The organism is Microbacterium resistens, from assembly GCF_031456305.1.
Classification (GTDB): Bacteria; Actinomycetota; Actinomycetes; order Actinomycetales; family Microbacteriaceae; genus Microbacterium; species Microbacterium resistens_A.
This window is the reverse complement of the sequence record NZ_JAVDUM010000001.1, coordinates 230,784-256,060: the sequence shown is the minus strand read 5'-3', so window position 1 is coordinate 256,060 and position 25,277 is coordinate 230,784. Positions and strand designations below refer to the sequence as shown.

Annotated in this window: 19 protein-coding genes; 11 read left to right on the top strand and 8 right to left on the bottom strand. The window is 71.2% G+C overall.

The genetic code is table 11. The annotated features are described in order from the left end of the window. Positions 1-23 precede the first annotated feature (23 nt). Positions 24-635 carry a hypothetical protein gene (locus J2Y69_RS01230; RefSeq protein ID WP_310016700.1) on the bottom strand — a complete coding sequence of 204 codons (612 nt, stop codon included), beginning with the start codon at positions 633-635 and terminating at the stop codon, positions 24-26. 109 nt (positions 636-744) lie between these two features. Here J2Y69_RS01230 and mfd point away from each other — a divergent pair, with 109 nt between their 5' ends. Further along, the gene (mfd, locus tag J2Y69_RS01225; protein ID WP_310016698.1) at positions 745-4,311 is read left to right on the top strand and encodes a transcription-repair coupling factor; all 3,567 of its coding nucleotides are present in this window, start codon (positions 745-747) and stop codon (positions 4,309-4,311) included. Positions 4,312-4,407: 96 nt separating this feature from the next. Here mfd and J2Y69_RS01220 read toward each other — a convergent pair whose 3' ends face one another. Then, the gene (locus J2Y69_RS01220) at positions 4,408-5,628 is read right to left on the bottom strand and encodes a M20 family metallopeptidase (protein ID WP_310016696.1); all 1,221 of its coding nucleotides are present in this window, start codon (positions 5,626-5,628) and stop codon (positions 4,408-4,410) included. Between the two features lie 42 nt (positions 5,629-5,670). Next, positions 5,671-7,182, bottom strand: coding sequence for an AbgT family transporter (locus tag J2Y69_RS01215; protein WP_310016694.1), 1,512 nt, complete (start codon positions 7,180-7,182; stop codon positions 5,671-5,673). Positions 7,183-7,372: 190 nt separating this feature from the next. On the opposite strand from J2Y69_RS01215, the gene J2Y69_RS01210 reads away from it, so the two are divergent. Further along, positions 7,373-8,395: an AsnC family transcriptional regulator gene (locus tag J2Y69_RS01210; protein ID WP_310016692.1), complete on the top strand. Its 1,023-nt coding sequence runs from the start codon at positions 7,373-7,375 to the stop codon at positions 8,393-8,395. A 44-nt stretch (positions 8,396-8,439) separates the two neighbouring features. After that, positions 8,440-9,267 carry a MerR family transcriptional regulator gene (locus J2Y69_RS01205; RefSeq protein ID WP_310016690.1) on the top strand — a complete coding sequence of 276 codons (828 nt, stop codon included), beginning with the start codon at positions 8,440-8,442 and terminating at the stop codon, positions 9,265-9,267. Between the two features lie 64 nt (positions 9,268-9,331). Here the strand turns inward: J2Y69_RS01205 and J2Y69_RS01200 are convergent, their stop codons facing one another. After that, complete coding sequence (locus J2Y69_RS01200; RefSeq protein ID WP_310016689.1) at positions 9,332-10,213, bottom strand: SDR family oxidoreductase; 882 nt, start codon at positions 10,211-10,213, stop codon at positions 9,332-9,334. Positions 10,214-10,631: 418 nt separating this feature from the next. On the opposite strand from J2Y69_RS01200, the gene J2Y69_RS01195 reads away from it, so the two are divergent. Next, positions 10,632-12,425 carry a lipase family alpha/beta hydrolase gene (locus J2Y69_RS01195; RefSeq protein WP_310016687.1) on the top strand — a complete coding sequence of 598 codons (1,794 nt, stop codon included), beginning with the start codon at positions 10,632-10,634 and terminating at the stop codon, positions 12,423-12,425. Continuing rightward, positions 12,425-12,589 carry a hypothetical protein gene (locus tag J2Y69_RS01190; protein ID WP_310016685.1) on the top strand — a complete coding sequence of 55 codons (165 nt, stop codon included), beginning with the start codon at positions 12,425-12,427 and terminating at the stop codon, positions 12,587-12,589. The genes J2Y69_RS01195 and J2Y69_RS01190 overlap by 1 nt, the downstream gene beginning before the upstream one ends. Before the next feature lie 57 nt (positions 12,590-12,646). Here J2Y69_RS01190 and J2Y69_RS01185 read toward each other — a convergent pair whose 3' ends face one another. After that, on the bottom strand, positions 12,647-13,198 hold the full coding sequence (locus J2Y69_RS01185) for a TetR/AcrR family transcriptional regulator (protein WP_310016684.1): 552 nt from the start codon (positions 13,196-13,198) through the stop codon (positions 12,647-12,649). 86 nt (positions 13,199-13,284) lie between these two features. Between J2Y69_RS01185 and J2Y69_RS01180 the strand changes: the two genes are divergently transcribed. Both J2Y69_RS01180 and J2Y69_RS01175 read left to right on the top strand, forming a co-directional pair. After that, a complete protein-coding gene (locus J2Y69_RS01180) occupies positions 13,285-14,841 on the top strand; it encodes an MFS transporter (RefSeq protein ID WP_310016682.1) in 1,557 nt (518 codons plus the stop codon). 57 nt (positions 14,842-14,898) lie between these two features. Then, on the top strand, positions 14,899-15,498 hold the full coding sequence (locus tag J2Y69_RS01175) for a gamma carbonic anhydrase family protein (protein WP_310016680.1): 600 nt from the start codon (positions 14,899-14,901) through the stop codon (positions 15,496-15,498). Positions 15,499-15,798: 300 nt separating this feature from the next. Here J2Y69_RS01175 and gdhA read toward each other — a convergent pair whose 3' ends face one another. Further along, positions 15,799-17,160, bottom strand: coding sequence for an NADP-specific glutamate dehydrogenase (gene gdhA / locus J2Y69_RS01170; protein ID WP_310017020.1), 1,362 nt, complete (start codon positions 17,158-17,160; stop codon positions 15,799-15,801). A 106-nt stretch (positions 17,161-17,266) separates the two neighbouring features. Next, entirely contained in the window at positions 17,267-19,870 is a 2,604-nt protein-coding gene (locus J2Y69_RS01165) for a phosphoenolpyruvate carboxylase (protein WP_310017018.1), read from the bottom strand. Positions 19,871-20,063: 193 nt separating this feature from the next. Here J2Y69_RS01165 and nhaA point away from each other — a divergent pair, with 193 nt between their 5' ends. From nhaA to J2Y69_RS01145, 4 genes are all read left to right on the top strand, one after another. Next, a complete protein-coding gene (gene nhaA, locus J2Y69_RS01160) occupies positions 20,064-21,230 on the top strand; it encodes a Na+/H+ antiporter NhaA (RefSeq protein ID WP_310016678.1) in 1,167 nt (388 codons plus the stop codon). A gap of 16 nt (positions 21,231-21,246) precedes the next feature. After that, positions 21,247-22,038: a nucleoside triphosphate pyrophosphohydrolase gene (locus J2Y69_RS01155; protein ID WP_310016676.1), complete on the top strand. Its 792-nt coding sequence runs from the start codon at positions 21,247-21,249 to the stop codon at positions 22,036-22,038. A gap of 476 nt (positions 22,039-22,514) precedes the next feature. Further along, on the top strand, positions 22,515-23,789 hold the full coding sequence (locus tag J2Y69_RS01150; RefSeq protein ID WP_310017016.1) for a histidine--tRNA ligase: 1,275 nt from the start codon (positions 22,515-22,517) through the stop codon (positions 23,787-23,789). Between the two features lie 53 nt (positions 23,790-23,842). Further along, complete coding sequence (locus tag J2Y69_RS01145; RefSeq protein WP_310016674.1) at positions 23,843-24,655, top strand: SGNH/GDSL hydrolase family protein; 813 nt, start codon at positions 23,843-23,845, stop codon at positions 24,653-24,655. Here J2Y69_RS01145 and J2Y69_RS01140 read toward each other — a convergent pair. Then, positions 24,639-25,223 carry a VOC family protein gene (locus J2Y69_RS01140; RefSeq protein WP_310016672.1) on the bottom strand — a complete coding sequence of 195 codons (585 nt, stop codon included), beginning with the start codon at positions 25,221-25,223 and terminating at the stop codon, positions 24,639-24,641. The genes J2Y69_RS01145 and J2Y69_RS01140 overlap by 17 nt on opposite strands. Between the last annotated feature and the right edge of the window lie 54 nt (positions 25,224-25,277).

Below are 25,277 nucleotides of genomic sequence, written 5' to 3'. Positions count from 1 at the left end.
GCGCAGCGCGGTGCGCGATCCGCTCAGCCGTTGATCTGGGCGGTGCCGGCGGCCGCGCCCATCGTCAGGAGCGTGAAGACGACGCCGCCGAAGACGATCGGGCCGAGGACCGAGAGGACGATCGCGGCGATCCCCGCTCCCCGTCCTCGCCGACGGACGGTCGCGATGATCCCGACGACGAAGGCCAGGATCCCGAGGACGGTGCCCGTCCAGAAGGAGATCTCCGCCCAGAGCACGATGTCACGCACGGGGGAGAGCACGCGCAGGATCGAGCCGTTCAGCGCGCGCAGGTTGTCGACGTCGATCACGCCGCGCCCGATCTCGAATGAGGCCCAGCCGCCGGCGATCGACGATCCGATGGTGGCGATGAGCGACAGGACGAGCGCCGTGAGGCCCAGCCCGCCACCGGTCGAGGAACGGTCCTGCTCGGGGGTGAAGGGCGTGTCGTAACCGGTCGCCGCGGGACCCGCGTACGCCCCGGGCGGGGCCTGGTAGGCGGGGACCGCCTGATACCCCGGAGGCGTCGGGGCGGGCGCGGGCGGGCCGGCCTGTCCGGTCGCCGCCCACTGCGGCGGGACCGGGTACGCCGCGGTCGCCTCGGACGGCGGGACGGACGGCTGCTGAGGATCGCTCACGCGTTCATCCTAGACGGCGGGCCCTGTGGCGGGAGTGGCGGGAGGCGCCTCTCCGGGGAGCAGAGGGCGTGATCGTCCCGGTGTCCGAGGCTCGCCGTAGACTCGTCCGGTGACTGTGCAGGGGATCATCCGCGCCCTGGATCAGGATGCGTCGCCGTTCCGCGACGCCCTGAGCTGGGCCCAGACCGACGCCGATCTGCTCGCTGCAGACGGCATGGACGCTCCGATGCTCGCGGGGCTCCTCGGCCGTCGCGCGGCGTCCGGGAAGCCGGCGACGCTCCTCGCCGTGACCCCCACCGGGCGACGTGCGGAGTCGCTCGCCGCGGCGCTCGCCTCCTACGTGCCGGAGGCGGAGGTCCTCACCTTCCCCGCCTGGGAGACCCTGCCTCATGAGCGGCTCAGCCCGAGCCCGGACACGGTGGGGCGGCGGCTGGACGTGCTCCGCCGCATGACGACCTGGGATGCGGCGAGCCCGCTGATCGTCGTCGCCTCGGTGCGTGCGGCCCTGCAGCCGATCGCGGCCGGCCTCGGCACGGTCGCGCCGCTCGTGCTGCGCGTCGGCGGTCGTGGCTTCGACCTCGACGCGGTCGCGATGGATCTCGTCGAACGCGCGTACTCCCGCGTCGACATGGTGTCCCGGCGAGGGGAGTTCGCCGTGCGCGGCGGCATCCTCGACGTCTTCCCCCCGACGGCGGAGCACCCGTCGCGCGTGGAGTTCTTCGGCGACGAGGTGGATCAGATCCGCCTGTTCTCGGTCGCCGACCAGCGCTCGCTGCCCGGCGACATCGCGGAGGTCGTGCTGCCCGCGAGCCGGGAGCTGCTGCTCACGCCCGAGGTGCGCGCGCGCTCCGGCGCGCTGGTGACGGCCTTCCCCGGCATCGCCGGGATGCTGCAGAAGATGTCCGAGGGCATCCCCGTCGAGGGGATGGAGTCCCTGCTGCCCGTCGTCGCGGGGCCCGTCGTGCCGTTGACGGAGTACCTTCCCACCGGCGCCGCCGTGGCGCTGGTCGATCCCGAGCGGTCGGGTGCGAGGGCAGGGAGCCTGGGCGAGACGAACCGCGAGTTCCTGGAGGCGGCGTGGAGCGCCGCGACGGCCGGGGCCTCGGCGCCGATCGATCTGCAGCAGGGCGATTTCCTCTCGATCCCGGACCTCCGCGATGCGGTGCACGGCCATGACGGCGTGTGGTGGCGGCTGAGCGCCTTCGACCCGGGGTCCGAGGACGCCCTCTTCGAGCAGGGGAGCGACGGCCAGATCGCCGCGGGTATCCCCTCCTTCCACGGGAACGTGGACGGCGCGATCGACTTCGTCGCATCGCGGGTCTCCGAGGGGTGGCGCGTGGTGCTGGTCGCCTCGGGCGCGGGGCTGGTCGACCGGGCGAGGGACGTGCTCTCCGATCGCGGCGTCGCCGCCCGGATCGTCGACGGACTGCCCGACGCGCCGGACGCGGGGGTGGCGACGCTCGTCGTGGGGTCGGTCGAGGCCGGCTTCCAGGTGCCGGACGCGAAGCTCGCCGTGCTCACGGAGAACGAGTTCTACGGCCGCACGATCGGCGGCGACCAGCGGGTCGTGAAGAAGCTCGCCTCGCGGCGCAAGAATGTCGTCGACCCGCTGCAGCTGAAGGCCGGCGATCACGTCGTGCACCAGACGCACGGCATCGCCCGGTTCGTGGAGATGACGCAGCGCGAGGTCTCCTCCGGTGGCCGGAACCCGACCAGGACCACGCGCGACTACCTCGTCCTGGAGTACGCGCCCTCCAAGCGCGGCTACCCCGGCGACAAGCTCTACGTGCCGACCGATCAGCTCGACCTCCTCTCGAAGTACGTCGGCGGCGAGGCGCCGACGCTGTCGAAGATGGGCGGCGGCGACTGGGCGGCGGCCAAGGGCAAGGCACGCAAGGCCGTGCGCGACATCGCGGTGGAGCTGGTCAAGCTCTACTCGGCACGGATGTCGTCCAAGGGACATGCCTTCGGCCCGGACACGCCGTGGCAACGGGAGCTGGAAGAGGCCTTCCCGTTCGCCGAGACGCCGGACCAGCTGCAGACGATCGACGAGATCAAGGCGGACATGGAGCGTCCGATCCCGATGGACCGGCTGCTGTCCGGAGACGTCGGCTTCGGCAAGACCGAGGTCGCGGTGCGCGCGGCGTTCAAGGCGATCCAGGACGGCAAGCAGGTCGCGATGCTCGTCCCGACGACACTGCTCGTGAAGCAGCATCTGGAGACCTTCACCGAGCGCTTCGCCGGGTTCCCGGTGAAGGTGCGCCCGCTCTCCCGCTTCCAGACCGACAAGGAGGCGCGGCAGGTGGTGGAGGGGCTGCTGGACGGGTCGGTGGACATGGTCATCGGCACGCACCGGATCCTCACCGAGCAGGTGCGCTTCAAGGACCTCGGCCTGATGATCGTCGACGAGGAGCAGCGCTTCGGCGTCGAGCACAAGGACGCGCTGAAGAGGCTGAAGACCAACGTCGACATCCTCGCCATGAGCGCGACGCCGATCCCGAGGACGCTGGAGATGGCGGTGACCGGGATCCGCGAGATGTCCACGCTCGCGACGCCCCCGGAGGACCGCCACCCGATCCTCTCCTTCGTTGGCCCCAAGAGCGACAAGCAGCTCGGCGCCGCCATCCGGCGCGAGATCCTGCGCGAGGGACAGATCTTCTACGTGCACAACCGGGTCCAGTCGATCCAGCGCGTCGCGTCCGAGCTCGCCGAGCTCGTGCCGGAGGCTCGCATCGCCGTCGCGCACGGGCAGATGGGCGAGCATCAGCTGGAGCAGGTCGTCGACGACTTCTGGGAGCGCAAGTTCGACGTGCTCGTCTGCACGACCATCATCGAGACGGGCCTGGACATCTCGAACGCGAACACGATCATCATCGATCGCGCCGACCGGTACGGGCTCTCCCAGCTGCACCAGCTGCGGGGGCGCGTCGGTCGCGGACGCGAGCGTGCCTACGCGTACTTCCTCTACGACGAGATGAAGCCGCTGTCGGAGACCGCAGCCGATCGGCTGCAGACGATCGCCGTCAACAACGACCTCGGCTCGGGCATGCAGGTGGCGCTGAAGGACCTGGAGCTCCGCGGCGCGGGCAACCTCCTCGGCGCGGAGCAGGCCGGGCACATCGCCGGTGTCGGCTTCGACCTGTATCTGCGGATGATCGGCGAGGCCGTGGCGACGTTCCGGGGCGAGGAGACCGAGACCGGGGCCGAGCTGCGGCTGGAGCTGCCGGTGGATGCCCGGATCCCCGACGCCTACATCGACAGCGAGCGGCTGCGCCTGGAGGCCTACCAGAAGCTGTCCTCGTCGGCCACGGCGACCGCACCGGACGAGGCGATCGGCCTGGTGGTGGACGAGCTGACCGACCGGTACGGTGCCCTGCCCGCCGAGGTCGAGGGGCTCGTCGCCGTGGCGCGCCTGCGCCGACGCGCGGCGCGAGCCGGGCTCACCGATGTGGTGGCGATGGGGAGCAACCTGCGCGTCGCCCCCGCGCGCTTCGAGGACTCGATGAAGGTGCGCCTGCAGCGCCTCTACCCGCAGGCCAAGCTCGTCGGCGGGGGAGAGGCCCTGGTCGTGCCGATGCCCCGTCCCGGGGGAGAGGCTCCGACCGATGCCGGTCTGCTCGAATGGGTCGGCCAGCTGTTCACCGCCCTGTTCCCGGATCCGGTCCCGGTCGCCTAGCCTTCGGGCCGATGCCGCATCACGCCTCGAGGGTGACGGAGGGCACACCAGTCGCGCCCTCCGTCACGGAACCCGTCGTGTCCGTGCCCGGTCGTGTCAGCTCCGGGTGGCGGGTGTTCGTTGGAACTCCTCCCTGGCCTGGGTGAGGAGCGCAGGGTCAGCGAAAGCGCGGATGGCCGTCAGCCCGAGGATTCGCGCGCCGTCCCGTACGGTGCCCGCCGCCTCCGGTCCGCCCGCTGCCTCGGAGAACTCCCGGGTGTGCATGTTCAGGCCATCGCCGAGGCGGATGACCGGATGGATCGACGGGACCCGCAGGCTCACATTGCCCATGTCGGTGGAGCCTGCGCCCATGCCCGCATAGGGCTCTATCGGGGTGCGTCCGATCGTCTCGAAGGCGTGCCACGCGACCTCGCCGAGCGCCCTGTTCTGACGCATTGGCAGATACGCCGGCGTCTCCTCGTCGATCCGCACGGTGCAGCCGGTCGCGAGCGCCGCGCCGCGGGCGCAGTTGCTCACGCGTTCCGTGAGCGACCGCAGGTCCTCCTGGCTGCCCGGCGTCCGCACGAACACGCGGAGCGCCGTGTGCTCGGGAATGATGTTCGGTGCCTGCCCGCCGTCGGAGATGATGCCGTGCACCCGTGCATCGGAGCGCATCTGCTGTCGCAGCAGGCCGATCGCGGTCAGCGTCAGCGTCGCCGCGTCGAGTGCGTTGATCCCGTCGTGAGGGCTCCCGGACGCATGACTGGCGCGGCCGTCGAAGGAGATGTCCAGAGCTGAGCGGCCCAGGGACCGCATGTCGACGAGGTCGCAGAAGAGCGGGTGGATCATCATCGCCGCATCCACTCCGTCCAGCACGCCCGCCTCGATCATCGGCACCTTCCCCGCTCCGCCTTCCTCACCGGGACTGCCCACGACGACGAGGCGTCCCGGGGTCTCCGGATGCTGCGAGAGCCAGGTCTTGGCGATGATCGCGGCGCCGAGCCCGCAGGCGGCGATGATGTTGTGGCCGCATCCATGACCGATGCCCTCGAGGGCGTCGTACTCGCAGAAGATCGCGATCGTCGGCGCATCCGTCCCGGGGGAGCTCTCCCACCGGCCGACGAACGCCGTGTCCAATCCCGCGAATCCCCGCTTGACCTCGAATCCGTGCTCGCGCAGTCGCTCCGTGAGGAGGCGCGAGGCCTCCACCTCCTCGAAACGCGTCTCGGGGTGGGCGTGCAGGTGCGCGGCGACGCCGACCAGCTCCGCATCGAGCTCGGTCATCGACGGCTCGATCTCGTCGCGGATGCTCTGCAGCCAGGCGCGGGTGTTTTCCATGGTGTCTTTCCTTTGCTTTCGGGGTCAGGTCTTTGGCGTGGATCAGAGCAGGAGGCCGTGCCCTGGTCCGACGGGCAGCCCGAGCAGTCCCCAGACGAGGAACAGCAGCAGCCAGGTGCCCCACACGGCCAGGGTGAAGGGGAGGACCAGGCTGAAGAACGTCCCGAGGCCCGCCCGAGGCTGGTATCGCTGGATCATGCCGAGCATGACCGGCAGCATCGGGTTCATCGGGACCAGGGGATTGGTCGCCGAGTCCGTGAGCCGGAACCCTGCCTGGACGTATGCCGGATCGATTCCGGTCACCGCGAACATGGGGATCGCGATCGGCGCGATGAGCGCCCACAGCGCCGATCCGCTCCCGATGACCAGCGCGGGGACGGCCACCAGGATGCTGAACAACAGGAGCCCCCAGATGCCGTCCAGGTGCAGCGTCTCCAGCAGCTCTGCTCCGCCGGTCGCCACGACGAGGCCGATGCCCGTCCAGTTGAAGTACGCGATCGCCTGCGCGGCGGCGAAGATCACGACGATGAAGGGAGCGAGGTCCCGCACGGGGCCGGCCATCGTGACCGGCACCTCGCCCCAGGAGGAGAGGGTTCCCGCGCCCCTGCCGTAGGCGATCGCGACCGCAACGAAGAAGAGGAGGATGAACAGGGGAAGTCCCTCGAGGAACGGGGACCGGAGAAGGTCGCCGTCCTCGCCGCGCAACGGCGACCCCGGCACGACGACGGCGAGGGCGAGGACCGTCACGAACACGGCGGCGACGACCCCGGACCGGCGGAGGCCACGGCGCTGCTCCGCGGTGATCGGCTCCGGCGGGGCATCTGCCACGGCACCGACGTAGTGGCCGAGCCGGGGCTCGACGACGAGATGGCACACGACGGTGATGACCACCGCGAGCACGAGCGTGGACGCCGACATGAAGAACCAGTTCGCGAGGGGCGAGACGTGGAGGTCCGGATCCACGATGCGCGCCGCCTGGGTGCTGATGCCCGACATGAGGACGTCCGTCCCCGCGATGACGACGTTCGCGCTGAACCCCGCGGCCACCGCCGTGTAGGCCGTCGCGAATCCGGCCAACGGGTGCCTCCCCGCGGCGAGGAAGGCGGCCGCGGCGAGCGGAGGAAGCACGAGCAGCGCCGAGTCCGAGGCCAGGTTGCTCAGAAGACAGACGACGACGATGACGAACGTCGTGAGCCGGGGCGGCGCCGAGGCGACCGAGCGGCGCATCAGCGCCTCCATGAGTCCGACCCGCTCGGCGAGCCCGATGCCCAGCATGACGGTGAGGATGAGTCCGAGCGGCGGGAAGGCGACGAAGTTCGGGATCGCCGAGGTGACCATGTAGGCGAGCCCCTCGGCGGAGAGCAGGCTGCGCACCGGGACGCGCTCCCCGCTGGACGGGTCGATCGCCGTTGCCCCGAACGCCCAGGCGATGGCGGAGCCGACCACGACGAGCGCCGCGACGATGAGGAACAGGTAGAACGGGTGCGGCAGCCTGTTGCCGACGCGTTCCAGTAGCCGCAGAGTCCGTCCTGTGCGGAAGGACGTCGTCGTCAAGGTCTCGGTGCGGATTCTCATCATCGGGGGCGCTCGCTTCATCGGGAACGGGGTCGCCGTCACGCTATCCGCGGCTTGCGCCACAAGCCCTTGCAATGCTCTTCTGCGTCAGAAAGCACTCGAAATCGGTTCGTTCTCGTCATAACGACGGACATGCTCATCACGAGCGGAAAGACCGTACGATGAGCGCATGTCCTCGCCCTCGAACCTCGTCGACGAGGACGACCTCTCGCTCGTGGAAGCACTGCAGCTGTCACCGCGTGCGACGTGGCGCGACATCGGACGATCGCTCGGCATCGAGACGAGGACCGCGCGCAGGCGCTGGGCTCGCCTGCGCGACGAGGGACTCGCCTGGATCGCCTGCACTCCGGGACCGGCATCGCCCGCCGTGTTCGCGCACATCCAGATCGCGTGCGCACCCGGTGACACGGCGCGGATCGCCGCGGAGCTCGTGGAACGGCCTCGCTTCGTCACGGTCCAGACGCAGGGCGGCGGCTCGTACGGGCTCCTCGCTCTCGCCGTCGTCCCGCGCATCGAGGCCTTGAACGTCGCCGCGATCGATGACGTCTCCACCATCCCGGGCATTCAGGCGCACCGCGTCTCCGTCGTGACCCGTATCTTCCGTCAGGGGGCTGATTGGCGTGTCGGTGCGCTGGATGAGGAGAGCAGCGGGGCGCTTGCCGCCACACGCCGTCCTCCTGACAGTTCCCGGGGTCTCGGGCCCGCGGCCCGTCGGCTCCGAGAGCCCCTGCTCGCCCTCCTCAACGAGGACGGACGGATGTCCGTCCGGCGGGTGGCCGAGCGTCTCGGCGAATCCGAGCCGACCGCCCGGCGTGCTCTCGCCGACCTCCTCGGCGCCGGTCACCTTCTTCAGCGTTGCGAGGTCTCCCACGCGGCGGTGGGGCGCCCCGTGGACCTGGTGCTGTGGCTCTCGGTCTCCCCCGAGCGCCTGGGCGCGATCGCGCATGAGCTCTCACAGCAACGGGTGGTGCGGGTCTGTGTCGCGATCGTCGGCGGGGAGAGCAATCTGTTGATCCAGTGCTGGCTCCGTGGTCCGGACGAGATCCCGTCGGTCGAGAGGTTCGTCGCCACCATCGCGGGTGCTCGAATCGTCGAACGGGGCATCATCCTCCGCCACTACAAGCGGTTCAACCACGTCCTCGACGACAGGCAGCGCACGATCCGGATCGTCTCGGCACCGGGCGACGCCTGACCGGCGCTTGCCTCTGACACCGTGTCAGGTGCGACGCTGGCTTCATGGCCGAGACCACGAACCTCATGACGATCGGCCGGTTCAGCTCGCTGAGCCGGCTGTCCGTCCGGATGCTGCGACACTACGACGCCCATGGCGTCCTGGTTCCCGTCGACAGCGACCCGTGGACCGGATACCGGCGCTACGCCCCGAGCCAGCTCGCGGACGCCGCCGACATCCGGAACCTGCGCGATGTCGGTTTCGGCGTCTCCGCCATCGGTGCCCTCCTCGCCGCCCGCGGCACTCCGGCCTGGTCCACCGCCCTGCACCTGCAGAGCACGAGCCTGGCCGAAGAACTGCGCGCCGCCCAGGGACGGCTCTCCCTCATCAACCGTCTGCTCGACCAAGGAGAACCCAGAATGTCGATCACCATCGACCGCACCACCGTCCCCGCGATGACCGTCGTCGCCCTTCGAGGCACCGTCCCGACCTACAGCGACGAGGATCAGCTCTGGGACCGGATGCTGCCGGCCCTCATCGCCCAGGGCATCACGCAGGCCGGGCCATGCGGCGTCATCGAGCACGATGACCAGTACACCGACCAAGACGTCGACCTCTCGATCTTCGCCCCCGTCGCGGCCGGAACCCGCGTCGAGGCGCCCCTGGAGATCCTCGAGCTGCCCGAACGCGACTGCCTCGTCGCGCAGGTGCGGGGCCCGTACTCGCAGATCAGCGAGGCCCATGACCTCATCAACGATCGTCTCGCCGCGGAGGGGCTGGCCGTGAGGGACGACGGGACCATCGCGAGCAAGGCGTTCAACCGGTACCTCACCACGCCGGACCAGGTCGGCGAGGACGACCTCATCACCGACGTCTACGAGCCGCTGGCCTGACCGGCTGCCGTGCCGGTGGGGCGGAGTATCTGACCGTTCCGCCCCACCGGCGGGCGGGTCCTGATCAGGTCAGGCGGAAGCCTCCGTCGCTGGTGAGCACCTGGCCGACGATCCATGCCCCGGCCTCGGTGCACAGCCAGCCGATCAGGCGTGCCGGATCGTCGGGGACGCCGAGGCGGCCGAACGGGAGCCGATCCAGCCAGTCCATCGCCCCGGCATCGCGGTCGGAGCTCTCGGGGTCGAGGTAGCCGGTGTTGACCGGACCGGGATCAACGGTGTTCAGCGTGATCCCGAGGCGTAGGAGGTCGGCGGCCGCGCTCGCCGTCACTCCGGCGAGCGCGGCCTTGCTCGTCGCGTAGGCGACCTCGCCGGGCATCGGGGAGTGGACCTGTCCCGAGGTCATCCAGACCACCGATCCGGTCGGCCTCTCGAAAGGACCGAGCGCATCCGGCCGTTCACCCGGCCGCAGCACCCGCTCCGTCACGGCTCCGAGCGCGTGCGCCTTCCGGCGCGCGAAGCCGGCGGTCAGCAGCAGCGTGGCGCGGGCGTTCACGTCCCAGTGCCTGTCGAGGCGCTCGGGGGTCATGTCGAGGACGCCGCCGTCGGATCCGCTGACCGCCTGATTGCAGATCAGGATGTCGAGCGATCCGGTCAGGGCCGATGCGGCATCCAGGACATCCTCGATCACGGAGGCGGCGGCGAGATCTCCGCCGCGATCGCCCATCCGCGCATCGGGAGCGAGGGCGGCGGCGATTCCGGCGCGCACCGCGTCGAGGTCGTCTCCGCCCCAGGGCTGGTCGAGGTCGTGGGGCCGGTGATGGTGGATGAAGACGTGCGCACCGAGCCGGGCGAGCGTGGTGGCGACGGCATAGCCGATGCCGCGACGGCGGGAGACGCCGGTGACGAGCGCGGTCCGCCCGTGCAGGGGGAGTCGTTCGGGGTGCATGACGAAGAGAGCCTTTCCAGGATGAGCCGCGGGGCGCAGGTGCGCGGGCGGCGGGGAGGGGGACGGGCTCAGCGGCATTGCATGTTCGAGAGCCTAGCGGCATCGTCGATCGCAGGGCATCGACAGTGCTCATGAGTGCTTCTACATACAGCGCGCCCTTGTTGTCGCCTGTGCCCGACCGATCGGAGGCGAACGATGTTTCCCCACGTCAGAGCGCTTTTCCCCGGTCAGCTTACTTCCGCCGACCGGCGTATCGGATCCGGACGCCCTGGTCCAGAGGAGACCCAGTGGAGATCCGGGGATAGGGTGACCGGTCGGTCGTGTTCGAGGCCGACGCTCTCGGCCCGGATGGGATCGTGGAGCGTACGGGAGTGGTCTATGGGGGGCCTCTCGTCTTTGCTGCTGGGGGATATCTGTGGTGCGCTTTCGACGTCTTCTCGCCGTGCTGTCCGTCGCGACCCTCGCGGTGCTCGGGGCCGTGGTGCCGATGGGCGAGGCCTCCGCGGCGCCGGTGCGGGGAGTGTTCCTGCTCGCGGGGACCTGGGGGCAGGCGGAGAACATGCGCCAGCTCGCCGACCGTCTGGAGGCGGAGGGGTACCGGGTCCGCGTGATGGGGATCCCCGCCGCGGACGGGACGCTGGACCCAGGGGAGGGACTGGACGGGAGCCCGCGATCGGGCACGGGGAGCATCGCCGCCTCCGCGGCGACCATCGCGGATCAGGTCCGGGCGTTCCGGGACGAGATCGGTGCGGAGCGGGTCGGGTACGTCGGGTTCTCGCAGGGCGGGACGATCGGCCGATACGCCATCAAGTACAACGGGCTCGACTCGGTCATCGACCAGTACGTGGGCCTGTCCGGCGTGCAGCAGGGCACGAACGGGCAGGGGCGCCTGGAGGACTTCCTCTGTCTCTTCAGGCAGCAGGCGTGCAAGGACATGGCGTGGGGGTCGAGCTTCCTGCAGACGCTGAACGCCGGGGACCCGGCGCCGGGACCTGTGCGCTACACGGCCGTGGGGACGACGGGTGACGACACGATCACACCGCCGCTGTTCGACACGACGGGGGTCGCCGAAGGCGGCTCCTACATCCCCGCGGCGGGGCAGGCCCTCGACGGGACCTGGGTGCAGCATCCGCAGAGCAACGTGACGAACCTGAACCTGCAGCAGGCGTGCGGGGCCGACCTCAAGGTGAACCATTGGGCAGCCCCCGTGGGCATGCCGGCGGACGTCTCCGTCTACACGATCGTGTCGTCCGCGCTGCGGGGTGAGACCCCCTCCTGCGGAGCCCCGGAATCTGCGGCGGTCCTGCCTCTGGGCGTGCCTGTCGATGTCGTCAACGGCTCCTTCGCCGATCTCAGCGGCTCCTCGATCGGCCCGGCGGAGCGCAGGGTCCTCGCGGCGGGCGAGAGCTGGCTCCCTGGGTGGACGGCGATCGGAGCGGGAGCCGAGGTCTACGGCGAGGCGGACACCGGGCTGGGCGCGGGCAAGAGGTCGGTCGACCTCAACGCCGCTGCGCGCTTCGGTGGAATCCAGACGACGCTCGCCACCCGGCCAGGCGTCCCTGTCACCGTCCGCTTCCTCGCATCGACGAACGTCGACGTCCTGAGGGGAGCCGGTGGCGCGCCGCTCCGGCAGGCCGCGCTGTATGCCGACACGGGGGAGGGGACGGCGCGCACCGAATACGTCCTGCCGCTCGCGACCACGCAGGATCCCGCCGCAGGGCCGGACTGGCAGGCGTACCTGTACACGTTCACCCCGACGCAGGAGACCACCACGATCCGGTTTCTCTCCGACATGCCCGCGGACGCGCAGGCGCTCACCCGTACCGGCGGGACACAACCGGGATGGGATCCCTTCGTCTACCCGGCCGGGCAGATCACCGCGGCAGGTCCTCAGATCGCCGAGATCGAGGCGGTCGTCCCCGCGAAGACGGAGACCGTCACGGTGCGCCTCACCGGTGGGCCCGGCACATCGCTCCCGGTTCCCCGGGGCACGCCGGTCACCCTGACCATCACGGATCCCGGGATCGCCCGTTTCGAGGACGGGAGCAGCACCATCGTCCTTCCCGCCGACGAGAACGGACAGGTCAGCGCGCGGATCTACGGCACCGGCCTCGGCGCCACCGCCCTCGAGGCCTCGGCTGCGACCTCATCCGCTCCACTGCACGCCGTCACGACCATCACCACGATCTGCACGACGGGAAACGCCTCCTGATGACCGCCGAAGACACGACCTCCCGCGCGACCCTCACCCGTCGCACCATGATCTGGAGCGTTCCGCTCATCGCCGCCGCGGTCGCCGTCCCTCACGCTGCCGCCTCGGAGGCGAGCATCGAGTTCGTCGACGCCCCCTACACGGTCGAGAAGGACTGCGGCTGACGCGTCCGACGTCGGGTATCCGTCGGCCGCGCCGCATGCGGCGGCGACCTCGGAGGGTCAGGGCGTCGGCGCGTCGAGCAGCGCGATGATCCGATCGACCACGCGTTCGCGGATGGCCGGGGCGAGCGTCGCCCCGGGGGTGAGCTCGTAGCCCCAGAGTCCGTCGGCGGCCATCCGCACGATCAGGTTGCGCAGCATGCGCTCGTCGACGTCCTCGGTGACCTCGGCGTCCGGGAACCAGATCTCCCCGATCCGCTGCCATGGGGCCATCCACTCCGGATCGTTCGCCGCCTCGGCGATCAGGCGCAGATCCAGGCGCGGCGTGGGAGTCGTCGCCGTGCGCACATAGGCGATCGTGCGCTCCTCCTCCGTGGCGTCGGCGGGGTCCTTGCCGAGCGCTGCGCGGAGGGCGGCGTCTGCGCTCTCGGCGAGGAACTCGTGGATCCCGCCGATCAGGGCGTGCTTGGTGGGGAAGTGGTAGATCAGGCCGCGCTTGGTGACTCCGGCCTCGGCGGCTACGGCGTCGAGCGTGAGCGCCGCGATCCCGTGCTCCTCGATCACGCGCAGAGCCGCCTCGATCATCGCCGTGCGTCCGCTCGGTCGTGCCATGTCCCCTCCTCCGTCACGTTACTATACCATTTGGTGTAGTACACTGTTTGGTGAAGTAACGAGGGATCGACGATCGGAGAGACCAGATGACCACGCCCGCCGAGAAGCGCGCCACACCGCGGACCTGGATCGGTCTCGCCGTCCTGGTGCTCCCCATGCTGTTGATCTCGATCGACGGCATGGTGCTCATGTTCGGGCTCCCCGCCATCACCGAGGAGCTGAAGCCCTCGGGCGCGGAGCAACTGTGGATGCTCGACATCTATGCGCTGATGATCGCCGGTCTGCTGATCACGATGTCGTCGATCGGCGACCGGATCGGCCGTCGGCGGCTCCTGATGATCGGCGCGGTCGGCTTCGTCGCCGCCTCGATCCTCGGCGCGCTGGCCACGGCGCCCTGGATGCTCATCCTCTCCCGCGCGCTTCTTGGCGTGGCCGGGGCGACGATCATGCCGTCCACCCTCTCGCTCATCCGCAACATGTTCCTCGACCGCGCGCAGCGGCGCGGGGCGATGGCGGTCTGGGCGGCGATGGCCTCGGTGGGCGCGGCCGGAGGGCCGATCGTCGGCGGCTGGATCATGGAGCACTTCACTTGGCACGTCGCCTTCCTCATGAACATCCCGGTGATGGTGCTGCTGCTGATCCTCGCCCCCTTCTTCATCCCGGAGAGCCGGAATCCCGCCCCCGGACGCATCGATCCGTTCAGCGTCGTCCTCTCGCTCGTCGGGATGATCGCCGTCGTCTACGGCATCAAGACGCTGGCCGAGGGGAAGAGCCCCTGGAGCGGACTGGCCGTGCTGGTCGCCGGCCTCGTGCTGCTCGTGGTCTTCGGGCGTCGGCAGCTGCGGATCCCGGACCCGATGATCAACGTCCGCCTGTTCCGCGTCCGTGCCTTCTCGGGCGCGGTCATCGTCGACCTCGTCTCGGTGTTCGCACTCGTGGGGTCGCTCTTCGCCCTCACCCAGTACCTCCAGCTCGTGGTGGGGCTCACCCCCATCCAGTCGGCGCTGTGGCTGCTCCCGGAGGCGGCGGTCTCGGCGACGGCGGGCTTCATCGCCGCCGCCCTGGTCAAGCGGGTGCCGGCGTCGGTGCTCGTGGCGGTCGGCGCCGTCGTCACGGCGGGCGGGTTCGCGCTCCTGCTGACGCTCACGCCGCACACCTCGCCGGTGGTGATCGCGGTCTCGCTCTGCCTGGTCGGGCTGGGGGCGGGCGTCGGGCTGACCCTCACGAACGACATCATCATGAGCTCGGTCCGCAGCGAGAACGCCGGGCAGGCCGCCGCCGTGAGCGAGACCGCGTACGAGCTGGGGACGGCGCTCGGCACGGCGATCCTGGGCTCGGTGCTGCTCGCGTTCTACCGTTCCGGCCTCGCCGACGGCGCCGCGCTCGGAGTGCCGGAGAGCGCGCTCGCCGCAGCGGAGGAGACCCTCGCCTCGGCGCTCGCGATCGCGGCGGAGCTTCCGGGGACGATCGGTGCGTCGCTGGCCGACCTCGCCACGGGCTCGTTCAGCCAGGCGTCGGCCTGGACCGGCGGGATCGGCGCGGTGCTCATGATCGGGGCGGCGGTCTTCGCCGGAATCACACTCCGCGGGGTCTCCTCGGCGGCAGACCTCACCGAGGCGGACGCCGTCGACGCCGGTCACTGACCCGGTGATCCGCCGGGGCGGGCTGACACCGTCCGACCGCGCGGCTACGCTGGCGGCATGATCTACGAGCACCTCGGGGCTCGGCCCCGGATCCACGACACGGCCGTCATCGCCCCCTCCGCCGTCATCTCGGGCGACGTGGAGATCGGGCCGGGGTGTCAGGTGCTCCACGGCGCGGTCATCACGGCGGAGGGCGGTCCGATCACGCTGGGCGAGAACGTGATCGTCATGGAGAACGCCGTGATCCGGGCGACGGCGACCGGGCCCGCGCACATCGGCGATCACGTCCTCGTCGGCCCCGGCGCCTCGGTGTCCGGCGCGACGATCGCCGATGAGGTGTTCCTCGCGACCGGAACCCGCGTGTTCAACGGGGCGCGGATCGGCGAGCGCGCCGAGGTGCAGATCAACGCGGTGGTGCATCTGCGGACGACCGTGCCGCCCGACACGGTGGTGCCGATCGGATGGGTCGCGGTGGGGGATCCGCTTCTGGTCCTCCCGCCGGAGCGGCACGAGGAGATCGCCGCGGCGCAGCGCGAGCTGGACTTCCCCGGCTACGTCTTCGGCCTGGACAGGGACACCCCCGACCTCATGGTGCAGCTCACCGAGCGCTACGGCCGCTCACTCGCACGCCATGCCGACGACCGCGAGGTCGGCTGACCCCGCTCGCGCTGTCGATATTTGCGTTCACGCTGCTGATTTCTGTCTGCGCTGCGTGAATTTCTGGCGCGTGAGCTGAATACAGCAGCGCGGCAGGAGCGGTGGCAGGGGAGGCGGTAAGGGTCGTGAAAGCTCGTTCGCGCTGCCGAATCTTGCCCGCGCTGCGCAGATCGTTGGCGCGTGAGCGGGAATCAGCAGCGCGAGTGCGGATATCGACAGCGCGGGCGCGGAATACAGCAGCTCGCGCCGCGGCAGGAACCGCGGCGCGAGCGAGCGCAGTGGGTCAGATGACGCGCCGGGTCAAATGACGCCCTGGGCCAGCATGGCGCCGGCGACGCGCTCGAAGCCGGCGCAGTTCGCGCCGACCACGTAGTCGCCCGGGGCGTCATAGCGCTCGGCGGCGTAGAACGCCGCGTGGTGGACGTCGGCCATGATGTCGCGAAGCCGCTGCTCGCTCTCCGCGAAGCCCCAGCGCTGGCGCGCCGCGTTCTGGCTCATCTCCAATGCCGAGGTCGCGACGCCGCCGGCGTTCGCGGCCTTGCCCGGTGCGAAGAGGACGCCTGCCCGCTGGAAGACCTCGACGGCCTCGGGCACACAGGGCATGTTGGCCCCCTCGGCGACCGCACGAACGCCATTGGCGATGAGCATGTGCGCGGACTCCTCGCTCAGCTCGTTCTGCGTCGCCGCCGGGATCGCGATGTCCGCCGGCACCTCCCAGACGGTGCCCCGCTCGACGAAGCGCGCGCCCGGACGCCGGTTCGCGTACTCCACGATGCGGCCGCGCTCGACCTCCTTGATCTGGCGCAGCAGGGCGAGATCGATGCCGGCGTCGTCGACGATGTAGCCGGACGAGTCGGACGCGGTGACCGCGCGCGCCCCGAGCTGCTGCGCCTTCTCGATCGCGTAGATGGCGACGTTGCCGGATCCGGACACGACAACGCGCTTGCCCTCGAGGGACTCGCCGTGCACGTCGAGCATCTCCTGCACGAAGAACACCGCGCCGTACCCGGTGGCCTCGGTGCGCACCTGCGCGCCGCCCCAGCCGATGCCCTTGCCGGTGAGGATGCCCGACTCATGGCGGTTGGTGATCTTGCGGTACATGCCGAACAGGTACCCGATCTCCCGTCCGCCCACGCCGATGTCGCCGGCCGGGACGTCGGTGTGCTCGCCGATGTGCCGGTACAGCTCGTTCATGAACGACTGGCAGAAGCGCATGACCTCGGCGTCGGACCTGCCGTGCGGGTCGAAGTCCGATCCGCCCTTGCCGCCGCCGATGCCCTGGCCGGTGAGCGCGTTCTTGAAGATCTGCTCGAACCCGAGGAACTTGATGATGGACAGGTTCACCGAGGGGTGGAAGCGCAGGCCGCCCTTGTACGGGCCGAGGGCCGAGGAGAACTGGATGCGGTAGCCCCGGTTCACCTGCAGGCGGCCGGTGTCATCGATCCACGGCACGCGGAACATGATCTGCCGCTCCGGCTCGACCAGCCGCTCCAGCACACCGTTCTCGCCGAGCTCGGGGTGCTTCACGAGCACGGGCGTGATCGAGTGCAGCACCTCGTGCACGGCCTGGTGGAACTCCGGCTCCTGCGGGCTGCGCGCCTGCACGGTGTCGAAGACGGGCTGCACGATGTCGGCAAGCGGATGGAACTCAGGGGCAAGCATTGCGGTCTCGGTCACGCGGGGAGCTTTCTGGACGAAGAGACGAGGAAGCGCGGTCGTGTCGCGCAGGGCGCCGGATGCGGCGCGGAGTCTTCACTGTAGCGCGGGCTCAGCCGGTGTTCTGCAGGCCTGCGGCCACTCCGCTCACGGAGAGGAGCAGGAGCCGCTGCAGTTCCGGATCCGGTGCGGCGTCACCCTCGGACGTGCTCGCGGCGTCGCGGAGTCCTCGCAGCGCCCGCAGCTGGAGCAGGGACAGCGCGTCCACGTACGGGCTGCGCATCTTCACCGCGCGCTGCAGCACGGGCTTGTTCTCCAGGAGCTCGCTGCCGCCGGTGAGCCGGATCACCCAGGTGCGGGTGAGCTCCAGCTCCTCCAGCACGAGGGAGGCCAGCTCCGGACGGTCCCCGAGACCGAGATAGCGGCGGGCGATGCGGTCATCGGTCTTCGCGAGGCTCATCGCCACGTTGTCCACCATCGTGCGCAGCAGCGGCCAGTCCCGGTAGGCGGAGCGCAGCAGCTCGGCGTCGCCGACCGCCTCCAGCGCGGTCCCGAGACCGAACCAGCCGGCGAGGTTGATGCGGGCCTGGGTCCACGCGAAGACCCAGGGGATCGCCCGCAGATCCTCCAGCGACTCCACCGACAGCCCGCGCCGGGCGGGACGCGAGCCGAGCGCGAGCAGGCCGATCTCCTCGAGCGGGGTCACGGTCGCGAACCAGGGGGCGAAGCCCTCGGCCTTCACAAGGGAGAAGAAGCGCTCGCGGGAGGCGGTGTCCATGACCGCCGCGACGTCGGCGAAGCGCGCAGCGGCCTTGCTCGTGCGCTCCTCGACCTCGGGGGAGGAGGCGAGCAGGGTCGCCGCGGCCACCTGATCGATGTGACGCATGGCGATGGCGGGCTCCCCGTAGCGCGCGAAGATCACCTCGCCCTGCTCGGTGAGCTTGAACCGGCCGTCCACGGAGTGCGGCGGCTGGGCGAGGATCGCGGAGTTGGCGGGCCCGCCGCCACGGCCGAGCGCGCCGCCGCGTCCGTGGAACAGGGTCAGCTCGATCCCGGAGTCCTTCGCCCAGCGCGCGATCTCCGCCTGAGCCGCGTACAGCGCGAGGTTGGCGGCGACCGGTCCCACGTCCTTCGACGAGTCGGAGTAGCCGAGCATGACCTCCAGGCGCCGGCCCGTCTGGGCGAGCCTGCCGGCGAAGTCCGGATCCCCGACGACCTCGGCGAGGATCGCGGGGGCCGCCTGCAGGTCGGCGAAGGTCTCGAACAGCGGGACGACGTCCAGGACGGGGCCGCCGCCGTCGGGGAAGGCGTGCCGGGCGAGCCGGTGCACCGCGACGAGGTCCTGGGCCGAGCGGGTGAAGGACACGACGTAGCGGCCGGCGGCCCGCGGGCCGGAGGCGCGCTGGATCCCGGCGATCGCGCGGAAGACCTCCAGCACCTCTTCGGTCTGCGCGCTGAGGGGGCCTCCGCCGTCGAGCTCGGCGAGCGCACGGGCGTGCACCTGGGAGTGCTGTCTGACCTCGAGCTCCGTGAGGTGGAAGCCGTAGGTCTCCACCTGCCAGATGAGGTGCTGCACGCCCCCGAACGCGTGCCGACGAGCGCCGGCGGCGGCGAGGGAATCCTGGACCGTGCGCAGGTCGGCCAGCAGCTCCCCGGGCTCCCGGTAGGCGTCGTCGTCGCCGCGGCGCGTGGCCGCGACCCGGCGGGCCAGGAGCAGCAGGACTCGGCGGTGCGGCTCGTCGGGGGAGCGGGTGGCGATCTCGGCCGCGGCCTCGGCGTCCCCCTCGGCGAGCCGGGTCCAGAGCGCGGAGACCGCGGCGCTCGGTGGGGTGCCCTCTGCGCCGAGCGTGAGGGTGCGTCCGATCCGCTCGATCGCGCGCTCCAGGCCGCGCAGCACATGCTCGGAGGCGATGGCCGCCGCCTCGCGCGTGATGGCGGAGGTGACGAACGGGTTGCCGTCCCGGTCGCCGCCGACCCAGGACCCGATCCGCACGAACGCGGGGGCGACGGGGGCGGAGCTGCCGGAGTCCTCGCCCCGAAGCTCGTCGTCGATGCGGCGGTAGACGTGCGGGACGGTCGTGAACAGCGTCTCGTCGAACACGCTCATGACCGTCCGGACCTCGTCGGTGGGCGTCGGCTTCTCGGCACGGAGGGGCGCGGTGCGCCACAGGGTGTCGATCTCCTCCAGCATGCGCCGCCGTGCCCGGTGCTCCTCGGCCCCGCCGGTGCTGGCGGCGTCGTGCTCGACGAGGAGTCCGGCGAGCCGGCGGATGCTCGACGACACGGCGCGGCGGCGCGCCTCCGTCGGGTGGGCCGTGAACACCGGGTGGAAGCGGAGCGCGGCCAGACGGCGGCGCGCCTCGTCCTCCCCGACCTCGCGGCGCAGCCGGGCGAAGGCGGTGGCGACCGTGTCGCCGGCCTCCTCGCGTCCGGGGACGCCGGCGCGCTCGCGGAGCACCCGCACGCGCTGATGCTCCTCGGCGAGGTTGACGAGGTGGAAGTAGGCGGTGAAGGCGCGGGCGACCTCGTCGGCGCGCTGCACCGTGAACGAGTCCGCGATCGCGGTGGCGCGCTCGAAGGCATCGGAGGACTCATCCGTGTACGCCTGGATGGTCGCGATCCGCAGTCGCTCGACGTCCTCGTACAGGCCGTCGCCGCCGCACTCGCGGAGGACCTGGCCGAGCAGCGCCCCGAGCATGCGCACGTCGGCGCGCATGGCCTCCGGGATCTCGCGCCCTGCCTCGAAACGGCCGACGAGGGCGATGGCTTCGGTGTTCGTGGGTTCGGGGGTCACCGTTCGAGAGTATCCCTCGCGACGGTGCCCGCTGAGCCGCCCTGAACCGTTGCGGGCAGTTGCGGGCCGCCTCCGCCCGAGCGGCGGTTCCGCGCGCGGCAATACGATGGAGGGGATGACTGGCCGCCTGAGACTCCTCCGCTCGCAGCAGTTCCCCGCGATCCTCCTCCTGGGGGCGGCGGCCGTCGGGCTGCTGCTGGCCAACTCCCCGCTGCACGACGGGATCGAGGGACTCCTCGGCGCGCATCTGGCGGTCCCCGGCACGACGCTGGACCTCTCGATCGAGCACTGGGTCTCGGACGGGCTGCTCGCGGTCTTCTTCTTCGTCGTCGCCCTGGAGCTGCAGTACGAGCTGACCCGCGGCGATCTCAACAGCGTGCGCAAGGCCGTGCAGCCGGCGATCGCGGCGGCGGGCGGCATCGTGGTCCCGATCGCGCTGTACCTCCTGATCGCCGGCGGGCCGACGACGAGCAGCGGATGGCCGATCCCCACGGCCACCGACATCGCGTTCGCCCTCGGCGTCCTGGCGGTGTTCGGACGCGGGCTCCCCACGGGCGTGCGCGTGTTCCTCCTCGCCCTCGCGATCCTCGACGACATCGTCGGCATCATCTTCATCGCCGTGCTGTTCGCGCACGACCTGGACTTCCTGCTCCTCGGCCTCGGCGTCCTCGCCGTCATCGTGTTCGGAGCGCTCAGCCGGATGCTCGGTGGTCGGATGCGCGTCCCGGCGGCGATCCTCATGGTGATCGTGGGGCTGACGGCCTGGGGGCTCGTCGCCTCCTCGGGCGTGCACGCGACGATCGCCGGCGTCATGCTCGGCCTCGCGATGGCCCCCCGTCCTGCCGATGCGACCCGCCACGTCCTCGAGCCCTGGGTCAACGCCCTGATCCTGCCGCTGTTCGCCTTCGTCGCCGCGTTCGTGGTGATCCCGCAGCTGTCGCCGTCGGAGCTGTCACCGGCGTTCTGGGCGATCGTGGTGGCGCTGCCGGTGGGCAAGATCCTCGGCATCGCCGTGTTCGGATGGGTCGCGATGCGCATCCGGCCCCGCGGAACGGCACCGGGGCTGGACTTCGCCGACATCCTCGCGGCCGGCGCGCTCGGCGGCATCGGGTTCACCGTCTCCCTCCTCCTGGCGAACCTCGCGTTCGCGGACGATGCGCTCATCCGCGATCAGGCGATCCTCGGCGTCCTCGTCGGCTCCCTCATCGCGCTCGTGCTCGCCGCCGTCCTCGTCTCGATGCGTGCGCGGAGCCATCGCCGGGCCGCGGGAGCGGCGGCATGAGCGAGGGGGCGGCGGCATGAGCGAGGGGGCGGCGGCGGCCGACCGGCTCGCGGCGACCGACCCGCTCCGGGAAGCGGCGGAGACCATGCGGCAGGTGCGCGAGCGGTGCGTCTGGTCGCAGCGGATGACCCATCGCGAGCTGGTGCCCTACCTCATCGAGGAGTCGCACGAGGTGATCGACGCCGTCGAGACCGGCGCGCGGGGCGAGCTGCGGGAGGAGCTGGGCGACCTGCTCTGGCAGGTGCTGTTCCACGCCGCGATCGCCGCGCAGGACCCGGAGGATCCGTTCGACATCGACGACGTCGCCCGCACCCTCACGGAGAAGATGGTGCGCCGGCATCCGCACGTGTTCGGGGATGCCGTGGCCGAGACGCCGGAGGAGGTGCTGGTGCATTGGAACGCCGCGAAGGCCGCGGAGAAGCACGAGCGCCGGAGCGTGCTGGACGGCGTGCCGCGGGGGATGCCGGCGCTGGCGCTCGCCCAGAAGCTGCTCGGCCGCGCCGCGGGTGCGGGCGTCGGTGTGACCGGCGTGGGTGTGACCGGCGTGGGCGTGGCGGGTACGAGCGCGCCGGCCGATCTACGTGGGGTCGGGGCTGGAGCGGGGGCCGTGAGTGGGCAGGCGCCGCAGGCGACCTCGATTCCGGCCACGGTTCCGCCTCCGGTTCCGGTTCCGACCTCTGAGGCGGAGCTGGGCGATGCGCTTCTCGGGCTGGTCGCTCGGGCGAGGGCCGAGGGGTGGGATGCCGAGCGCGCGCTCCGCGAGCGTCTGCGTCGCCTGGAGGGCGAGGTCCGCGCCGCCGAGGCGTGAGCCCGCCGCCGCCGCCCATGTCCCACTTTCCGTGAGCCGTGTCCCGATTTCTGTTGGTTCTGAGCCTGCCAGCAACAGAAAGTGGGACACGGAGGGAAGGCCTGGGCGGTCCTGTTCGAGGGCCATCCGGTTTCGATGTGTCCCGATTTCTGTTGGTTCGGGGGCCTTTTCGCAACCAGAAGTGGGACATGGGGCACCGATTGTGGGACGCGGATCCCCGAAAGGGGGACAGGAGCCCGACCGATCCGGCAACCCCGACCGATCCGGCGACCCGGGTGATCCGGCAACCCCGACCGATCCAGCACCCCGGCCGATCCGGCAACCCAGCCGACCCGGCAACCCCGGCAACCCCGGCAACCCCGGCCGACCCGGCCGACCCCGACCGATCCGACCGATCCGGCAATCCCGGCCGATCCGGGAGGCATCCGTCGACCTGGGATGATGGATCCGTGGCCACCGTGAACCCTCCGCGCGGCATGCGCGATTTCCTGCCCGCCGACAAGGCACGCCGTGAGCGCGTGCTCGCGACGATCCGCGAGCGGTACCGCGCGCACGGCTTCGACGAGATCGAGACCCCGGTCGTCGAGGAGTACGAACGGCTGCACGCGGGGATCGGCGGCGACAACGAGAAGCTCTCCTTCTCCGTCCTGCGCCGGGGGCTTGACGCCGCCGCCATCCGGGAGGCCTCCGAGGACCCCGCCGCGCTCTCCGACCTCGGGCTCCGCTACGACCTGACGGTGCCCCTCGCCCGCTTCTACGCGACCAACCGGGGGCAGCTGCCGTCCGTGTTCCGGTCGATCCAGATCGGTCCGGTCTGGCGGGCGGAGCGTCCGCAGAAGGGGCGCTACCGGCAGTTCGTGCAGTGCGACATCGACGTGATCGGCGATGACTCCGCTCGCGCCGAGGCCGAGCTCGTGGTCGCCTCGCTCGACACGATCGATGCGCTGGGGCTCGACGGCGGCACCGTCCGGGTGAACGACCGGCGGGCGCTGGACTGGATGCTCGACTCCTTCGGCTTCACGGCGGAGGAGCGTCCGGGGGTCCTCATCACGATCGACAAGCTCGACAAGATCGGCCAGGACGGCATCGTCGCCGAGCTCCGCACGCGGGAGGCGTCGCCGGCCGCGGTGGACGCGTTCGAGGCGTTCCTCCGCCGGCCGCGGACCACCGAGTACCACCCCTACGGCGAGCGCCAGATCAGGAGCGCGCTGCCGGAGGGCGCCCCGGACGACGTCGTGGGCCACCTCGTGGGCCTCGGCGAGGCGGTCGCGGCCGCGCGGACGCCTGCCCCGGGAATCGATCCGATCCCCCTCGTCTTCGACCCGTTCCTGGTCCGCGGCATGGGCTACTACACCGGCACGATCCTGGAGCTCGCCCACCCCTCGGTCGACTACTCGCTGGGCGGCGGAGGCCGCTACGACGGCATGATCGGGCGGTTCCTCGGACAGGACGTCCCGGCGGTCGGGTTCTCGATCGGCTTCGAGCGGATCGTCGATCTGGTCGCGGATCGGGAGGACGAGACGGCCGCCGCCGCGGTGCTCGTGCACGATGCGGACGTCCCGGTGGCGGAGCTCCTGGCGCACAAGTCCGCCCTGCTCGACACGGGCGGAGTCGCCCGGGTGCGCCTGGAGCGGCGGACGAAGAACCTGAAGGCGCTCCTGGAGCGCGCCGCGGCCGACGGCTACTCCGCCTTCGCCTCGGTGCGCACGGGCGATGCCCCGGGCAGCCTGGAGCTCCGCCCGCTCAGCTGACGCCGGAGCCGCGCCGTCACCGTCCGTTCATCTGCACGAGGTGTCATCGGAGCATGGCTCGCGCACGGGGCATCGGATCGACCGCCGGGATCGTCGTCGCCGTCGGGGCGGGGGTGACGGCCGCGGCGGTCGCGGCGGGGGTGACGCTGACCAGGCAGGCGGCGATCGCCCGCCGGCGGATCGGCAAGCCGCTGGGGGAGGACGCGATCGACGCGGACCGGGTCTGGCGCCGCCGGCTCGACGGTCCGGCGCTGGAGCTGCTCGTGCTCGGGGACTCGCTCGCGGCCGGGCTCGGCGCCGAGCGGCGCAAGGACACACTCGGCGGACGTCTCGCGAAGGGGCTGGCGCGCCGCGCCCGTCGGCCGGTCCGGCTGCGGACGGCGGCCGTCGTCGGCTCCGAGTCCCCTGACCTGGAGTCCCAGCTCGACGGCCTCCCCGCGGGCTATCGCCCGGACGTCGCCGTGATCGTGGTCGGTGGCAACGACGTGACCCACCGGATCCCGGTATCGGTGTCGGTCAGGCACCTGGAGGAGGCGATCTCGCGCCTCCGGATCCGAGACGTCGAGGTCGTCGTCGGGACGTGCCCCGACCTCGGCGCCCTGCGCCCCGTCCCTCAGCCGCTCCGCCATCTCGCCTCGCGGCTCTCACGCCGGCTCGCCGAGGCGCAGATGGAGGCGGCGACCAGAGGCGGGGCGAGAGCCGTCGATCTGCGCCGCGCCGTGGGGCCGATGTTCTTCGACGAGCCCGACACGATGTTCAGCCTCGATCGGTTCCACCCGAGCGCGCTCGGGTATCGGCGCACCGCCGACGCGCTGCTCCCCGCTCTCGCGCGGGGAGCAGCGCAGGCGCTCACTCGCCGGGCATGACCTCGCCGGCCGTGACCTCGCCGGGAGCGACCTCGGTGGGTGCCTGGGTGAACGTCGCGGCCCACTCGGCCACGCGGCGCGCGCTCTCCTCCTCGGAGAGGTCCTCGACGCGGGTCATGACCGACCATCGCACGCCGAACGGATCGCGGATGCTCGCGAACCGATCGCCCGAGACGAAGGTGGACGGCGCCTCGCGCACGGTCGCGCCCGCGGCGACGGCCCGATCGACGACGGCGTCGACGTCCGCGACGTACAGCCCCATCGAGTAGCAGTCCTCCTCGCCCGAGGGCGGGGGGACGAGCCGGTACTCCGGGCTCGGCTCGCCGAGCTGGAGGAGGCCGAGCCCGAAGTCGAGGTCGGCGTGCGCCACCACTCCGCCGAACTCGGTGACGTCCACGACACGGGCGCCGAAGACGTCCCGGTAGAAGGCGATCGCCTCGGCGGCACCGGGGATCGCGAGGAAGGGGGTCAGCGAGGTCGCCGTGTTCGGCCGGCCGCCGGTCGTGTGGACGCCGGTCACGCCGGTCGTGGGGGTCGTGCCGGTCTCTGGGCTCTTGTTCTCGGTCATGGGTCCACGGTAGGAGCGGCGGGGGCGCGGCGGCTTGAAGATCCGCGCCATCCT

Bases quoted from the DNA above. Each gene is read 5' to 3' on its own strand.
- nhaA (WP_310016678.1), top strand. From the start codon at position 20,064: ATGACTGGCCGCCTGAGACTCCTCCGCTCGCAGCAGTTCCCCGCGATC.
- J2Y69_RS01165 (WP_310017018.1), bottom strand. From the start codon at position 19,870: ATGCGCGCCGACGTGCGCATGCTCGGGGCGCTGCTCGGCCAGGTCCTC.
- J2Y69_RS01155 (WP_310016676.1), top strand. From the start codon at position 21,247: ATGAGCGAGGGGGCGGCGGCGGCCGACCGGCTCGCGGCGACCGACCCG.
- J2Y69_RS01185 (WP_310016684.1), bottom strand. From the start codon at position 13,198: ATGGCACGACCGAGCGGACGCACGGCGATGATCGAGGCGGCTCTGCGC.
- J2Y69_RS01150 (WP_310017016.1), top strand. From the start codon at position 22,515: ATGCGCGATTTCCTGCCCGCCGACAAGGCACGCCGTGAGCGCGTGCTC.
- J2Y69_RS01190 (WP_310016685.1), top strand. From the start codon at position 12,425: ATGACCGCCGAAGACACGACCTCCCGCGCGACCCTCACCCGTCGCACC.
- J2Y69_RS01210 (WP_310016692.1), top strand. From the start codon at position 7,373: ATGTCCTCGCCCTCGAACCTCGTCGACGAGGACGACCTCTCGCTCGTG.
- gdhA (WP_310017020.1), bottom strand. From the start codon at position 17,160: ATGCTTGCCCCTGAGTTCCATCCGCTTGCCGACATCGTGCAGCCCGTC.
- J2Y69_RS01180 (WP_310016682.1), top strand. From the start codon at position 13,285: ATGACCACGCCCGCCGAGAAGCGCGCCACACCGCGGACCTGGATCGGT.
- J2Y69_RS01140 (WP_310016672.1), bottom strand. From the start codon at position 25,223: ATGACCGAGAACAAGAGCCCAGAGACCGGCACGACCCCCACGACCGGC.
- J2Y69_RS01220 (WP_310016696.1), bottom strand. From the start codon at position 5,628: ATGGAAAACACCCGCGCCTGGCTGCAGAGCATCCGCGACGAGATCGAG.
- J2Y69_RS01145 (WP_310016674.1), top strand. From the start codon at position 23,843: ATGGCTCGCGCACGGGGCATCGGATCGACCGCCGGGATCGTCGTCGCC.
- J2Y69_RS01200 (WP_310016689.1), bottom strand. From the start codon at position 10,213: ATGCACCCCGAACGACTCCCCCTGCACGGGCGGACCGCGCTCGTCACC.
- J2Y69_RS01175 (WP_310016680.1), top strand. From the start codon at position 14,899: ATGATCTACGAGCACCTCGGGGCTCGGCCCCGGATCCACGACACGGCC.
- J2Y69_RS01205 (WP_310016690.1), top strand. From the start codon at position 8,440: ATGGCCGAGACCACGAACCTCATGACGATCGGCCGGTTCAGCTCGCTG.